This window comes from Modestobacter lapidis (assembly GCF_054780755.1).
On record NZ_BAAGVS010000004.1, the window covers coordinates 59,673 to 73,161 of the forward strand.

14 protein-coding genes are annotated in these 13,489 nt (G+C 74.5%); 4 read left to right on the forward strand and 10 right to left on the reverse strand.

Going from position 1 to position 13,489, the window contains the following annotated elements:
• Positions 1 to 4: 4 nt before the first annotated feature.
• Entirely contained in the window at positions 5 to 604 is a 600-nt protein-coding gene (locus ACYVG5_RS07270; RefSeq protein ID WP_222044444.1) for a TetR/AcrR family transcriptional regulator, read from the forward strand.
• 13 nt (positions 605 to 617) lie between these two features.
• Here ACYVG5_RS07270 and ACYVG5_RS07275 read toward each other — a convergent pair whose 3' ends face one another.
• Together ACYVG5_RS07275 and ACYVG5_RS07280 are read right to left on the reverse strand one after the other, a co-directional pair.
• A complete protein-coding gene (locus tag ACYVG5_RS07275; protein ID WP_222044446.1) occupies positions 618 to 1,928 on the reverse strand; it encodes a cytochrome P450 in 1,311 nt (436 codons plus the stop codon).
• 15 nt (positions 1,929 to 1,943) lie between these two features.
• Positions 1,944 to 2,576, reverse strand: a complete 633-nt coding sequence (locus ACYVG5_RS07280; protein WP_246629405.1) for a flavodoxin family protein — start codon at positions 2,574 to 2,576, stop codon at positions 1,944 to 1,946.
• 109 nt (positions 2,577 to 2,685) lie between these two features.
• Here ACYVG5_RS07280 and ACYVG5_RS07285 point away from each other — a divergent pair, with 109 nt between their 5' ends.
• A complete protein-coding gene (locus ACYVG5_RS07285; RefSeq protein ID WP_222044448.1) occupies positions 2,686 to 3,594 on the forward strand; it encodes a dioxygenase family protein in 909 nt (302 codons plus the stop codon).
• Here the strand turns inward: ACYVG5_RS07285 and ACYVG5_RS07290 are convergent.
• The 5 genes from ACYVG5_RS07290 to ACYVG5_RS07310 form a co-directional block, all read right to left on the reverse strand.
• A complete protein-coding gene (locus ACYVG5_RS07290) occupies positions 3,552 to 4,667 on the reverse strand; it encodes a lysylphosphatidylglycerol synthase transmembrane domain-containing protein (RefSeq protein ID WP_222044450.1) in 1,116 nt (371 codons plus the stop codon). The two genes, ACYVG5_RS07285 and ACYVG5_RS07290, sit on opposite strands and share 43 nt — an antisense overlap.
• An 80-nt stretch (positions 4,668 to 4,747) precedes the next feature.
• Entirely contained in the window at positions 4,748 to 6,379 is a 1,632-nt protein-coding gene (locus ACYVG5_RS07295) for a glycoside hydrolase family 13 protein (protein ID WP_222044451.1), read from the reverse strand.
• A 96-nt stretch (positions 6,380 to 6,475) separates the two neighbouring features.
• Positions 6,476 to 7,591 (reverse strand): hypothetical protein, encoded by a 1,116-nt coding sequence (locus ACYVG5_RS07300; RefSeq protein ID WP_222044453.1) that lies wholly within the window; start codon positions 7,589 to 7,591, stop codon positions 6,476 to 6,478.
• Positions 7,591 to 8,955 (reverse strand): sensor histidine kinase, encoded by a 1,365-nt coding sequence (locus tag ACYVG5_RS07305; RefSeq protein ID WP_222044455.1) that lies wholly within the window; start codon positions 8,953 to 8,955, stop codon positions 7,591 to 7,593. Before ACYVG5_RS07305 ends, ACYVG5_RS07300 begins: the two co-directional genes overlap by 1 nt.
• Before the next feature lie 6 nt (positions 8,956 to 8,961).
• Positions 8,962 to 9,645: a response regulator transcription factor gene (locus ACYVG5_RS07310; protein WP_222044457.1), complete on the reverse strand. Its 684-nt coding sequence runs from the start codon at positions 9,643 to 9,645 to the stop codon at positions 8,962 to 8,964.
• A 193-nt stretch (positions 9,646 to 9,838) separates the two neighbouring features.
• Between ACYVG5_RS07310 and ACYVG5_RS07315 the strand changes: the two genes are divergently transcribed.
• Positions 9,839 to 10,309: a PepSY domain-containing protein gene (locus ACYVG5_RS07315; RefSeq protein WP_222044459.1), complete on the forward strand. Its 471-nt coding sequence runs from the start codon at positions 9,839 to 9,841 to the stop codon at positions 10,307 to 10,309.
• 119 nt (positions 10,310 to 10,428) lie between these two features.
• On the opposite strand, the gene ACYVG5_RS07320 is transcribed toward ACYVG5_RS07315, so the two are convergent.
• Positions 10,429 to 11,394 (reverse strand): NAD(P)/FAD-dependent oxidoreductase, encoded by a 966-nt coding sequence (locus ACYVG5_RS07320; protein ID WP_222044462.1) that lies wholly within the window; start codon positions 11,392 to 11,394, stop codon positions 10,429 to 10,431.
• 105 nt (positions 11,395 to 11,499) lie between these two features.
• On the opposite strand from ACYVG5_RS07320, the gene ACYVG5_RS07325 reads away from it, so the two are divergent.
• Positions 11,500 to 12,093: a helix-turn-helix domain-containing protein gene (locus ACYVG5_RS07325; protein WP_222044464.1), complete on the forward strand. Its 594-nt coding sequence runs from the start codon at positions 11,500 to 11,502 to the stop codon at positions 12,091 to 12,093.
• A gap of 40 nt (positions 12,094 to 12,133) precedes the next feature.
• Here the strand turns inward: ACYVG5_RS07325 and ACYVG5_RS07330 are convergent, their stop codons facing one another.
• Complete coding sequence (locus ACYVG5_RS07330) at positions 12,134 to 13,105, reverse strand: PfkB family carbohydrate kinase (RefSeq protein WP_460683066.1); 972 nt, start codon at positions 13,103 to 13,105, stop codon at positions 12,134 to 12,136.
• 61 nt (positions 13,106 to 13,166) lie between these two features.
• Complete coding sequence (locus ACYVG5_RS07335; protein ID WP_222044466.1) at positions 13,167 to 13,478, reverse strand: hypothetical protein; 312 nt, start codon at positions 13,476 to 13,478, stop codon at positions 13,167 to 13,169.
• Positions 13,479 to 13,489 lie beyond the last annotated feature (11 nt).

Sequence of the window (13,489 nt, forward strand, 5' to 3'; positions counted from 1 at the left end):
GGGCGTGACGACGACGGCCGGGCGGCGGGGCCGGCCGGGCCACTCGCTGGACTCGCTGCTGGGCGTCGCCGTCGCCGCCTTCAACGAGCGGGGGTACGAGGCCACCAGCATGGAGGAGCTGGCGACGCGCCTCGGCATCACCAAGTCGGCGATCTACCACCACGTGCCGAGCAAGGTGGAGCTGCTGCGTCTCGCGCTGGACCGGGCGCTCGACGGGCTGTTCGCCGTCACCGGCGAGCCGGGGGCGACCACCGGCCGGGCGATCGACCGGCTGGAGCACGTCGTCCGGGGCTCGGTCCGGGTGCTCACCGCAGAGCTGCCCTTCGTGACGCTGCTGCTGCGGGTCCGGGGCAACTCCCCGGTCGAGCAGGACGCCCTGCGCCGGCGGCGGGAGTTCGACCGGATCGTCACCGACCTGGTGCGCGCCGCCGAGGACGACGGCGACGTCCGGCCCGACGTCGACCCCGCCGTCACCAGCCGGCTGCTGTTCGGCACGGTCAACTCGCTGACCGAGTGGTACCGGCCCGGCGGCGGCCTCTCGGCGGACGACCTCGCCGACGCACTGGTCACCACGACGTTCCAGGGGCTGCGCGCCAGGTCGTGACCCGCCATCCGGCTCAGGCGGCGGTCCAGCGGATCGGGAGCCGCTTGACGCCGCGCTGGAAGTTCGAACGCAGCAGCGCCGGTGGGCCGTCGAGCTCGACCGTGCCGGTGCGGCGCAGCAGTTCGGCGAACAGGGCGCGCATCTGCACTCGGGCCAGCTGGGCGCCGAGGCAGAAGTGCGGGCCGTGCCCGAAGGACAGCTGCGGGTTCGGGGAGCGGGCGACGTCGAACCGGTCGGGGTCGGCGAACACCGACTCGTCGCGGTTGGCCGACGTGAAGGAGACGACCACCTTGTCCCCGGCCCGGACCCGGACACCGGCGAGGTCGACATCGGCTGTGGCGGTGCGGCGGAAGACCATCACCGGGGTCCACCAGCGCAGCATCTCCTCGACCGCCCCGGGCAGCAGAGCGGGATCAGCGCGCACGGCGGCCAGCTGATTCGGGTGCTGCAGCAGGGCGATGAGTCCACCGGGCAGCCCGTTGCGCAGCGTCTCGTTCCCGGCGACGGCGAACAACCAGAACATGTTCTCGAACTCCGCGTCGGTGACCCGGCCGCCGCCCTCGTCGACCTGCGCGAGCAGCACCGACATGACGTCGGTGCCGGGGGAGCGGCGCTTCTCCTCGGCCAGCAGGCGGGCGTAGGCGTAGAGGTCGGGCATGCCGGCGCGGGTCCGCGGGTCCGGCATCCGCCCGTCCGGGCCGGGCGCCGGCCGCAGGGCCAGCGCCGCCCGGGCCATCGACGTCCCGGTGCTGCCGTCGAAGGCCGCCGACGAGGCGTAGTCCGGATCCTGCCAGCCGATCACCCGGTTCGACCAGTCGAACATCAGCCAGCGGTCCTCGGCCGGCACGCCGAGGACGTCGGCGAGGGTGTGCAGCGGCAGGTCGGCGGCGACGTCCTTGGCGAAGTCGCCGCGTCCGCCGGCAGCTCCGCCGATCATCCGGTCGACCAGGCCGGCCGCCGTCGCCTCGATCGAGGCGGTCAGCGCGGCCACCGCCCGCGGGGTGAACGACCGGGTGAGCAGCCGCCGCAGCCGGGAATGGTCCGGCGGATCCATGTTGAGCATCATCCGGCGCACCCACGGCAGGTCCGCGGCGTCGCGGACCTGGGTGGCGCCCAACCAGGAGGAAAAGGTCGCCGGGTCGCGCAGCACCCGCTCCACCTCGCCGTGCCGGAGGACCAGCCAGAACCCCGGCCCCGCGGGCTGGCCGTGCAGCGCCGGCTCCGCCACCCACGTCACCGCCGCCTCGGCCCGCAGCTGGCGCAGCAGCGCGAACGGCGGCCCCTGCTCGTAGGTGGCCGGGTCGACCAGGATGGGTGCGGCCACGGGGCTCCTCCGGGATCAGGCGGGCGGGTAGCCGGAGGACGTGAGCAGCCGGGCCAGGTGTGCGGCGTTCGCGGCGACGGTGGCCATCGTCGCGGCGACGCCGTCGGGCTGCTCGGGGAGATCCTTGTAGTCGCGGGCCGAACTCTGCGCCTCGTCGTTCCAGTACGTGACCGCGTTCGCCGCGAGGGTGAAGCCGACGTCGTTGAGCCCCTGGAAGAGGATCCCGCTGATGTGGTGGGCGCCGTCCTCGTTGCCGACGACCGCGGCGACGGCGACCTTGCCGAAGGTCTGCAGCCGGCCCTCGTCGTCGGTCTCGGCGAGCTCGGCGTCGAGCCGTTCGAGAACGCGCTGGGCCACGCTGGAGTGCTGGCCCATCCAGGTCGGCGTGGCGAACACCAGGATGTCGGCGTCCATGAGCTTGGCGCGGATCGTGGGCCAGGCGTCGCCCGCGCCCATGTCGAGCTGGACGCCGGGCCGCACGTCGTGATCGACCACCCGGACGAGCTCGCCGGTGACCCCGTGCGGGGCCAGGGCGCCGAGCACCTGCTCGGCCATCAGGGCGCTGCTCGACTCCGCCGGCGACGGGGTCAGCGTGCAGACCAGGGCGAGGGCGCGCAGGGGTGGAGGCGGGTCGGTGGGAGCGGTCATCCGGAGACCCTGCCCACGGCGGAGTGCGATGACACCCGAACCGGAATGATTGACGGCTCAAGTACCTTGTTCTCAGCAGGAACGTGAAACTTCATGCAGGGAGCCAGCCATGACCCCGTCCATCCCGCTCAGCAGCACCGCCGCGGCCGACGCCCGCATCCCCGCCGCGCACCCGTTCGCCGCCCACCTGCGCCGGGTGGCCGCCGCGGGCACGGTGGCCCGGCCGCGGTGGACGCCGGCGGACGGCGCGCTGCCCAGCCTCTTCCTCAGCCACGGCGCGCCGATGCTGTTCGAGATGGCCGACTGGATGACCGAGCTGCACGACTGGGCCCGGGCGCTGCCGACGCCGAAGGCGATCCTGATCGTCAGCGCGCACTGGGAGTCCGCGCCGCTGAGCATCAGCAGCACCCGGCCGGCCGAGCTGGTCTACGACTTCGGCGGGTTCGACCCGATGTACAGCGCGATGCGCTACGACACCCCGGACGCCGCCGACCTGGCGCGGCAGGTCGCTGCGCTGATGCCCGACAGCGAGCCGGTGCACGAGCACCGCAGCCGCGGTCTCGACCACGGTGCCTGGGTGCCGCTGAAGATCATGTACCCGGAGGCCGACGTCCCGGTGCTCCAGCTGAGCATGCCCACCCACGACAGCACCCGGCTGCTGGCCCTCGGCGAGCGGCTCCGGGCTCTCCGTGAGCAGGGCGTGCTGGTGATCGGCTCGGGCTACATGACCCACGGCCTGCCGTTCCTCACCCGCTCGGACTGGACCGGCGCGACCACGCCCGGCTGGTCCGCGGACTTCGACGCCTGGGCCGCCGACGCGCTGGCCCGCGGCGACGTCGACGAGCTCGCCCGGTTCCGCAGCGCCGCGCCCGGCATGCCCTACGCGCACCCGACGGTGGAGCACTACACGCCGCTGTTCGTCACGCTCGGTGCCGCGGCCGATCCCACCGCGCCGGTGACCACCACGATCGACGGCTACGCCCTCGGCCTGTCCAAACGCTCCTTCCAGGCTGCCTGAGGCCGGGCCTGCGGCGCACCGGGCACCGGCCCGGCGGCCGGTTCCTGCCCCGCGCCGCGCTGCCACAGCACCAGTGCCGCCAGCCCCAGCGGGATCGGCAGCAACCAGGTCAGGGCCCGGAACAGCAGGACGGCTCCGGACGCCGTGACCGCGCCGACGCCCACGGCGGTCAGCCCGGCGACGTAGCTGAGCTCGGCCACGCCCACCGCGCCCGGGGTGATCGGCACCAGGGTCACCAGCCGGGTCAGCGCGAACACGGCCAGCACCCACGGCCAGCCGACGTCGGCCCCCTGCCCGCCGATGCTGCGCAGCGTGGCGATCAGCAGGATGAAGAGGAGGGTGTGGTTGACCACCGCAGCGACGGTCAGCGCCGGCCAGCGCCGGCGCAGCAGTGCCAGCGAGTCGGCCCGGAAGCGGTCGACCCGGGCCTCCCAGCCGCTCGGCTGCCGGCGGCGCAGCCGCCGGGCGAGCCGGCCGACCAGTCGTTCGGCCGCCCGGGCCAGCGTGATCGCCGCGCCCCGGTGGACCAGCACCGCCACCAGCGCGCCGAGCGCGAGCACGAGCACGACGGTGCCCGAGACGGCGGCGACGGCGAGCGCACGGTCGGCGTCGCCGGTGAGCGCCAGGCTGAGCAGGGCCACGACGGGCATCCCCAGCTTGACGAAGTTGTTCCAGACGCCGGTGAGCACCACGGCCCGGGTGATGGGGGCCGGGGCGAAGCCGAAGGAGCGGTGCATGGCCGCCGTCGTCCCGACGCCGAAGGCGAAGCCGACCGGGACCGCGTTCGACACGGCGGTGGACGCGAGGTCGGTGAGCACCGCCCGCCGCCAGCCGAGGCCGGGCAGGGCGACGGCCCAGACCGGCGCGTAGGAGACGACGTGCACCGCCGCCAGGCCGGCCAGCAGGGCCGTCTCCAGCCAGGTCATGGCCGTGACCAGCTCCCAGACCTGGGCGTAGTCGGCGATCCGCGGCAGCACGAAGGCGAAGACCGCCACCACCACGAGGACCGTCAGCACGGCCCGGGCCGCCGGGCCGGTGAGGGCCCGGCGCAGGGGCTGCTGTGCGGTCTCCACGGTCACATGGTGTCCGATGGCCGGCCATGGCGTCCGATGGCCGGTGGCGGGCGGCCGTCCACCGGCCAGGTGCCCGCCGGTCAGCTCTCCACGAGCCAGACCGCGCTGTCCGCCGGCAGGGCGACGCTGCCGGCCGACTGGCGCACGCGCGTGGTGGAAGCCAGGAGCACCGACCCCGGCGAGCCGACCAGCACGGTCCCGGAGCCCATGTTCAGCACGCACCGCACGGTCTCGGCACCGCTGACGCAGGTCACGGTCAGGACGTCGTCCTGCGTGCAGACGGTCGCCTGGCCGGACCCGAGCGCCGGGTGCGCCGCACGCAGGGCGAGCGCCCGCCGGTAGAGGGTCAGCACCGATCCGCCGTCCCGGGCCTGCCGGGAGACCGCGTACCGGTCCCATCCGGACGGGACCGGCAGCCACGGGTCGGCGGACTCCTCCGGGGAGAAGCCGACCCCGGGGGTGTCGTTCCACGGCATCGGGACGCGGCAGCCGTCCCGGCCGGCTCGGGCGCCGCCGCTGCGGAAGAAGATCGGGTCGCGCTTGACCTCGTCGGGCACCGTGGCCTGCGGCAGGCCGAGCTCGTCGCCGGCGTAGACGTAGGGCGAGCCGGGCAGCGCGAGCATCAGCAGCGCCGCGGCACGGGCGCGGGCGGTGCCCAGGGCCCCGCCGCCGAACCGGGTGACCTGACGGTCCTTGTCGTGGTTGCCCAGCACCCAGGACACCGGTGCACCGACCCGGCCGAAGGCGTCGAGCGCGCTCTGCACGCCGTCGGCGAAGGCCGCGGTGTCCCACGGCGACTTCAGCAGCCGGAAGGAGAACGACTGGTGCATCTCGTCGGGCCGTGAGTACAACGCCACCTGCTCCAGGTCGGCCAGGCAGACCTCGCCGACCAGCATGGTGTCCGGGTACTCGTCGCAGATCGCCCGCCACTGGCGCCAGACGTCGTGCACCTCGGGCTGGTTCCAGGTCATCGCCTGCTCCGGGCCGTGGCCGAACAGGGTGGGGGAGTAGGAGCCGGGGTTGTCGCGGAGCCCGGCGTCCTTGAACAAGCCGTAGGCGACGTCCACCCGGAAGCCGCTGACGCCGCGGTCCAGCCAGAACCGCAGGGTCTGCTCGAAGTCGGCTGCGACCGCGGGATCCCGCCAGTTCAGGTCGGGCTGCTCCGGGGCGAACAGGTGCAGGTACCAGCGGCCGTCCGGGGTGCGCGACCACGCCGGGCCGCCGAACAGCGACTGCCAGTTGTTCGGCGGCTCGTCGGACGGCGGGGCGAAGTGGTAGCGGGCGGCCTCCGGGGAATCGGCGTCGGCGAGCGCCGCCTGGAACCACCGGTGGCGGTCGGAGGTGTGGTTGGGCACGACGTCCAGGACGACGCGCAGCCCGAGCCGGCGGGCGTCGGCCACCAGGTCCTCGAGGTCTCCGACGTCGCCGTACTCGGGGTCGACCGCGCGGTAGTCGACGATGTCGTAGCCGCCGTCCGCGCCGCCGGAGGGGTAGTGCGGATTGATCCACAGCGCGTCGACGCCGAGCCAGGCGAGGTAGGGCAGCCGGGAGCGCAGCCCGGCCAGGTCGCCGACGCCGTCGCCGTTGCCGTCGGCGAACGAGCGCAGGTAGACCTGGTAGACGACGGCGGTCTGCCACCAGGGCGACGGTGATCGCTCGATCGCGACCGAACGATCGGTCGGGGACCCTGCAGCGGCGAGGCGGCGTGCCATGGTGGATTCATCGGCAGCCGACGTCCGCTGCGGGTGTGTTCCAGATCACCAATCGTCCCGGGATGTCTGGCGATTTCCGACAGGACCGGAGCGCCGTCAGCGGCGGCCGGACGGCGGCGGCAGGGTGTGCCGGCCGCTCACCGGGTGGCCTGCCGGGCCGAGCAGTGCCGCGCGCTCGCGGCGAACCGTGCGGTAGCGGTCGTGGAAGGTCACGAGCAGGGTCAGCAGCAGCAGGAAGAAGAGGCTGCTGGCGACGTCGAACGACGCTCCGCGCTCACCCGGCAGCAGCCGGAGGGTGACGGTGATGCCGGCGTTCACCGCGGCCATCGCCAGGAACTGGGACAGGGTGCTCGTCCAGCTGGTGCCATGGCGGGCCAGGAGCTGGCTCACCACCGCGTTGGCGGTGATGAAGGTGCTGGTGGACAGCACGATCTGGGTGGCCGTGGCCTCCATGGTCGGCAGCACCTGGGCGAAGATCACCACCACGAGCGAGACGAGCAGGGCCTTCTCGCCGACCATGCCCAGGAAGATCCGGCTGCGCAGCGGCACCGCCCGTGCCGGGCCCACCGCCACCGAGGGCAGGTGCGCATCCACCCGGGTGGTCGACGGCCAGTCGCGCGGCCGCCCGCGATGGAGCCACCAGGTGCAGCCCGCGAGGGTCGCCGCCGCGGCGGCGGCGAGCCAGGACGCCAGCTGCGGGTGGTCCGCCAGCTGCTCGGTGACGTCCAGCCGGGCGATGTGGATCCACCACTCCTGCGGCAGCTTCACGAACACCCAGATGCCACCGGCCAGGGCGAGGATGCACCGGCGCGACAGTCGCCGCGGGTCCCGACCGGTGCGGATCACCTCGTAGGCGAGGAAGTAGTACTCGAAGGTGTTGGGGAACACCAGCAGCAGCGGGCGGGCGCCGGTCAGCTCGAACGCGGCCACCCCGACGAGCCGGTAGTACCAGAGGAACCGCGCGGTCGTGAAGGCCAGCCCGGGGGGCCAGTTGCGCAGCGTCGACGCGTACGCGATGGCCAGGTAGTAGACGTCGAGGGCCTTGTCGTAGCTCTGGTAGCCGTCGAAGTCCGCGCCCACCGACTGGAAGACCGTCTGGTCGACGGCGTCGAGCACCAGCGCCGCGAGCAGAGCGGGCACCGGCCGCCGCGGGATGCCCAGCGGAACGATGAAGCGGGCGGCGATGACCACCACCACCACGGCGAGCCCCACTACCCACCCAGCGACAGGGTGACGCGCAGGCCGCCGTCGGCGAGGTTGGCCGCGGTGACCCTGCCGGAGTGCGCGGTCGCGACGGCGGAGACGATCGCCAGTCCGAGCCCCGCTCCGCCGGGTTCGTGTCGCGCGTCGTCGACCCGGCTGAAGCGGTCGAAGAGACTGCCCAGCTGTTCGGGCGGCACCCCGGGACCGGTATCGCTCACGGCGATGGTCACTCCCGCCGGGCCGGTCGCGCGGACCTCGACCGTGACGAGGCCGCCGTCGGGTGCGTGCCGGAGCGCGTTGTCGACGAGGTTCGCCACGGCTCGTTCCAGGCCGGCGGAGTCGCCTCGGACGACAGCCGCTCCGGCGGACTCCAGCCGCACGCCACGCCGGCCGGCGAGGGTGGCGAACCGGGTGATCACCACGTCGACGAGCTCGCCGACGTCGAGCGGGCGGTGGGTCCCGAGATCACCGGAGTCGGCCCGGGCGAGCACGAGCAGGTCGTCGACCAGCCCGGACAGCCGGGCGGCTTCCTGCAGGGCGGTGTCGAGCGCCGATCGAACGGCGGGGTCGTCGGCCCGGTCGAGGGCCAGCTCGATCTCGGCCCGGAGGATGGCCAGGGGGGTGCGCAGCTCATGGCTGGCGTCGGCGGTGAACGCGCGTTCCCGGCCGATCGCCGCGTCCAGGCGGGCCAGCATCCCGTTCAGCGTGCGCGCGAGGCGGCCGACCTCGTCGAGGCGGGCAGGAGCGGACAGCCGGCGGGACAGGTCCGACCCGCCGATCACCTCCGCCTCGTCGGTCATCCGGCGGACCGGCGCCAGGCCCCGCCGGGCGATGCCGAAGCCGAGCAGGCCGGCCACGGCGACGCCGAGCAGCGCCACCGGGCCGTAGACGGCGACCAGCGCCTGCTGCGCGTCCCGCACGTCGTCGAGCTCCGCGGCGAGGACCGCGACCAGTTCCCCGTCGCCGTACGGGACGGCCAGCACGCGCAGCGGGTCGTCGTCAGCCGGGCTCTCGGGGAGGGTCCGCAGCACGGCAGCGCCGTCGCGGGCTCTCTCCAGGTCGGCCCGACCGAGGAGCGGGCGAGCGGCATCGACGTCGTCGCTGGTCACCACCAGCTCGCCTCGCCCGTCCACGAGCTGGACCAGGCGGTCACCGAGCTCCAGCTGGTCGAACTCGTCCGCCGCCTCGGCGAATCCCTCCTCCGGCAGGCGCGGCGGCAGCGCCGCGGCGAGGGCGGCGAGCTGCTGGTCGATGCCCGCGCGCAGCCCGGCACCGAGCTGGTGGTGGACCACGATGCCCACCAGGGCGAGCAGCGCGCTCAGCGATGCGGCCGTCAGGAAGGCGAGCCGCACGCTGATCGGCAACCGGCGCATCGCGAATCACCGGGCCTGATGCGGACAGGCGAGCCGGTAGCCGGCCCCGCGGACCGTCTGCAGCAGGTCGACGTCGAACCGCCGGTCGATCTTGTCGCGCAGGTACTTCACGTAGACGTCGACGACGTTGGAGAAGCCGTCGTAGTCGTGGCCCCACACGTGCTCCACGAGCTCGGTCCGGGACAGCACCCGATCCGGGTTGCGGAGCAGGAACTCCAGCAGCGCGAGCTCGCGTGCGGACAGCTCGACGAGCTCCCCGCGGCACAGGACCACGCGGGTCGCCGGATCCAACGACAGCGGCCCGCACTGCAGCACGGCGGGCCGCGGCGGGCGGCCGCGCCGCAGCAGCGCGCGGAGCCGCCCGAGGAGCTCGGTGAAGGCGAAGGGCTTGACCAGGTAGTCGTCCGCGCCGTGGTCGAGCCCACGGACCCGGTCGGCGACCGCGTCCCGGGCGGTGAGCATGATCACCGGCGTCCAGACCGCCCGGTTCCGCAGCGTGCGGCACACCTCGAACCCGTCCAGGCCCGGCAGCATGACGTCGAGCACGATCGCGTCGTACGTCGTCGACGTGGCACGGGCCAGGCCGGCCGGGCCGTCGGCGACGGCATCGACGGCGTATCCGGCCTCGGTCAGCCCCCGCCGCAGGACGTCGCGCATCTTGTCGTGGTCCTCGACGACCAGCACGCGCATCCGGTGAGCCTCGCACGCCCCGATGAGGGGGCGATGCGGCGCTCGACCGCACGGCGTGGTCGCGCCGCTGCTGCGCGGCGGCGGGTCGATGAGACGAACTCCCAATCCCAGCTCATCGATCTCTCATCGACGGTCGGGATCGTGGAGGAAGAGGAACCGGCACCCGGCCGGGCCCTGTGGAGAGGAACGTCTGATGGGCCTTCGCAAGCGAGTTGTCGTCGTCACCGCCGCCACCGCCGTCGGACTCGCGGCCGCCGGCGGTATCGCCGTCGCAGCCGACGGCAATGGCGGCGACGAGCTGGGCCGGCCGGGCACGGTTCCCGTGGACGAGTCGACCCTGCCCGAGGACGACGCGGCCGAGCAGACGGCGTTGGCCGACCTGGCGGCCGTCGACGAGGCCGCCGCCGGAACCGCGGCGGTCGAGTCGGTCGGCGGCGGGGACGTGGCCGGGAGCGAGTTGGAGGAGGAGGACGGGTTCGTCGTCTGGGAGGTCACCGTCCGGGCGACCGACGGCTCGGTCCACGAGGTCACGGTGGATGCCGGCGATGCCGGCGTGCTGAGCACCGAGCGCGAGGACGACGACAGCCAGGACGACGACAGCGAGGACGACGACGGTGCGGACGACGACAGCCAGGACGACGACGGTGCGGAGGACGACGACTGAGCTCGGGCGCCGTCATGGTGACGGCGAGGTCCGCCTCGTCGTCGGTGCCGGCCAGCAGACCCGCAGCCCGGCCGGCCGAACCCGGCCATCGGATCGCTCGCCGGCCGACGGATGGTGGGTCATGCTGCACGCCCCGCGCGGGCGGCGATCACGGCGAGGCGGGTGTCCTCGGCGGTGAGGTCGGCATTGATCGCCGCGCCGGCACCCAGCCCGGCCGCGGCCGCACTGATCACCTGGGCCTGCAGCGTGGTCACGTTCCCGGCCACCCACACGCCGGGAACGGCGGTCGCCCCGGTCGGGTCGGCGGGCACGGCGCTGCCGATGACGGCACCGTGCATCTCCTGCGGCACCGCCTGAAGCCCGAGGGAGACGAGCACGTCGGACCGGGCGGTGAACCGGGGGGCGACCACCAGGGCCGAGCGCCGGACCACCTCGCCGTCGGCCAGCCGGACGCCGGACAGCCGACCGCCGGTGGTCTCCAGCCCGGCGACGGGCCCCGGAACGACGACGATGCCCCGGGCGGCCAGCTGCTCGAACTCGTCGCCCGACGGGGCGGGGGAGGTGTGCTGGAAGAGGACGACATCCGCGCTCCACTGCCGCCAGAGCAGCGACTGGAAGACGGCGAACGGGCCGGTGCCCAGCACGCCGAGCGGCTGGTCGCGCACCTCCCAGCCGTGGCAGTACGGGCAGTGCAGGACGTCGGAGCCCCACAGCGCGGCCAGGCCGGGCAGGTCGGGCAGCTCGTCGACCAGCCCGGTCGTCACCAGCAGCCGCCGGGCCCGCACGGCCGGGCCGTCGGCGAGCTCCACCCGGAAGCCAGCGTCGTCCACCCGGCGGGCGGCGACCACGGTGCCCGCACGCACCGCGCCGCCGTAGCCGGTGACCTCGGCCTGCCCGGCCGCCAGCAGCTCGGCCGGCGGGGTGCCCTCGCGGGTCAGGTAGTTGTGCACGTGCCCGGCCGGTGCGTTGCGCGGTGCGCCGGCGTCGACCACCAGGACCGACCGGCGCGCCCGCGACAGGGCGAGGGCGCCGCTCAGGCCGGCGGCCCCGCCGCCGATGACCACCACGTCGTACTGCTCGTCCATCGGAGTCTCCCGTCCGGGCCACCGGGGAGTGGTGCCTCGGGAAGACCCTGGACCCGGGCCGGAGGTGTTGACAACATCCGTTGCCGGAATGGCAAGCTGACCGTCGTGGACGACGAGGGCGGCGACCTGGACGGCGTGCTGGACGCAGTGGGACCGCGGCTGCGTGGCCTGCGCCAGCAGCGCGGCGCGACGCTGGCGCAGCTTTCGGCGCGCACCGGCATCTCGGTGAGCACCCTCTCCCGGCTGGAGTCCGGGCAGCGCCGGCCCACCCTGGAGCTGCTCCTGCCGCTGGCCCGGGCGCACCAGGTGCCGCTCGACGAGCTCGTCGACGCCCCGCCCACCGGCGACCCCCGGGTCCACGCGCGCGCGTTCCAGCGGCACGGCATCACCTTCGTGCCGCTGACCCGCCGCCCCGGCGGGCTGCGCGCCTACAAGCAGGTGTTCCCGCCCGGTCCGCCCGGAGGCGAGCCGGAGCTCGCGGTGCACGAGGGCTACGAGTGGCTGTACGTGCTGTCCGGCCGGCTGCGCCTGCGGCTCGGGGAGCACGACGTGGTGCTGGTCCCCGGTGAGGTCGCCGAGTTCGACACGCACGTGCCGCACTGGATGGGCAATCCCGGGCCGGAGCCGGCCGAGGTCCTCTGCCTGTTCGGCCCGCAGGGCGAGAGGATGCACGTGCGCGCCCGCCCCTCGGCCGGCTGAGCCCCGCCCCTCGGCCGGCTGAGCCCCGGGGCGGCACCGGTTAGCCGCGGGCGGCCTCGAATTCGGCCCGCGTCGGGGGGTTGGCCCCGGCCCGGGTGCAGGCCAGCGCGGCGACCAGGGCAGCGTCGTCCAGCAGGGCGGCCAGGTCGTCGTCGGTCAGGTCGAGCAGCGCCGCGCGGCTGAGCGTGCCGGTGCGGACCAGCCCGGAGAACAACCCGGCCGCCAGGCTGTCACCCGCGCCGACCGTGTCGACCACCGTCACCCGCGGCGGTTGCCGGCGCAGCAGGGTGCCGTCGGGGCGGGCCGCGCGCAGCGGCTCGCCGCCGTCGGTCAGCACCACCAGGGCCGGACCCTCCGCGGCCCAGCGGGCGGCCGCCTCGTCCAGGTCGGCACCCGGCTCCAGCCACTCCAGGTCCTCCGAGCTGACCTTGACGACGTCGGCCGTGCGCCGCAGGTCGTCCACCTGCGCCCGGACGGCATCGGGGTCCTCGACCAGGCCGGCCCGGACGTTGGGGTCGAAGCTGACCAGGGCGCTGCCGTCGGCGCGCACCCGGCGCACGAGGTCGGCGATGTGCCGGGACCCCGGCGGCGTCCAGCTGGAGATCGAGCCCACGTGCACGATCCGGGTGCCGGCCGGCCACGCCTGCTCGAGCTCGGCGGGGGTCCACTGCCAGTCCGCCGCGCCCCGGGTGTGGAAGGAGTAGCTCGCCGATCCGTCCGTGGCGAGCTCGACGACGGCCAGGCTCACCGGCTCCGGTGCGGCCAGCATCGCGTCGGTCGCGACCCCCGCCCGGGCGGCGTGGTCGCGGAGCAGGACGCCGAAGGGCCCCGGCCCGACCCGCGACATCAGGTGCACCACGTTGCCCAGCCGCGCGGCGGCGACGGCCACGTTCAGCGCGTTGCCGCCCGGGAACGCGGCGTACGTCGGCGGCCCGGGAGCGTCGTCGACCGGAGTGTCCCCGGAGGGGACGGGGATCAGGTCGATCACGAGCTCGCCGCAGACGGTGATCACGGGGCGACGGTAGCCAGCGGCGGGCAGGACGGCGCGTCGACCACTGCGCGGCCGCTGCCCGTCAGTCCGGCGGCGCCAGCAGTCGCGGCGCGAAGACCTCGTCGATCGGCCGGGGCCCGACGTACTGCCGGCAGCGGCAGTCCACCCAGGTCTGCCCGGCCCGGTGACCGGCCCAGTTGAAGGCGTCCCGCGGCACCTCCGCGTGGCAGGTGTGGTCCTTCGGGTCGTGCTGGCTGAGCGAGTGCCCGCAACCGCACGTGGCGACGGGCAGCTGCGGCGCCCGGGTGCGGGAGGCGCGGCGGGCGCCGAGCCGGCCACCCAGGTAACCGGCGGCGAGCAGCACGCCACCCACCACCAGGCTCAGGGGATCCACCGGCGCCTCCT

What these genes read in the sequence shown, in the direction of transcription:
- ACYVG5_RS07285 (WP_222044448.1), top strand. Translation starts at nt 2,686, where the DNA reads ATGACCCCGTCCATCCCGCTCAGCAGCACCGCCGCGGCCGACGCCCGC.
- ACYVG5_RS07320 (WP_222044462.1), bottom strand. Translation starts at nt 11,394, where the DNA reads ATGGACGAGCAGTACGACGTGGTGGTCATCGGCGGCGGGGCCGCCGGC.
- ACYVG5_RS07295 (WP_222044451.1), bottom strand. Translation starts at nt 6,379, where the DNA reads ATGGCACGCCGCCTCGCCGCTGCAGGGTCCCCGACCGATCGTTCGGTC.
- ACYVG5_RS07305 (WP_222044455.1), bottom strand. Translation starts at nt 8,955, where the DNA reads ATGCGCCGGTTGCCGATCAGCGTGCGGCTCGCCTTCCTGACGGCCGCA.
- ACYVG5_RS07315 (WP_222044459.1), top strand. Translation starts at nt 9,839, where the DNA reads ATGGGCCTTCGCAAGCGAGTTGTCGTCGTCACCGCCGCCACCGCCGTC.
- ACYVG5_RS07310 (WP_222044457.1), bottom strand. Translation starts at nt 9,645, where the DNA reads ATGCGCGTGCTGGTCGTCGAGGACCACGACAAGATGCGCGACGTCCTG.
- ACYVG5_RS07280 (WP_246629405.1), bottom strand. Translation starts at nt 2,576, where the DNA reads ATGACCGCTCCCACCGACCCGCCTCCACCCCTGCGCGCCCTCGCCCTG.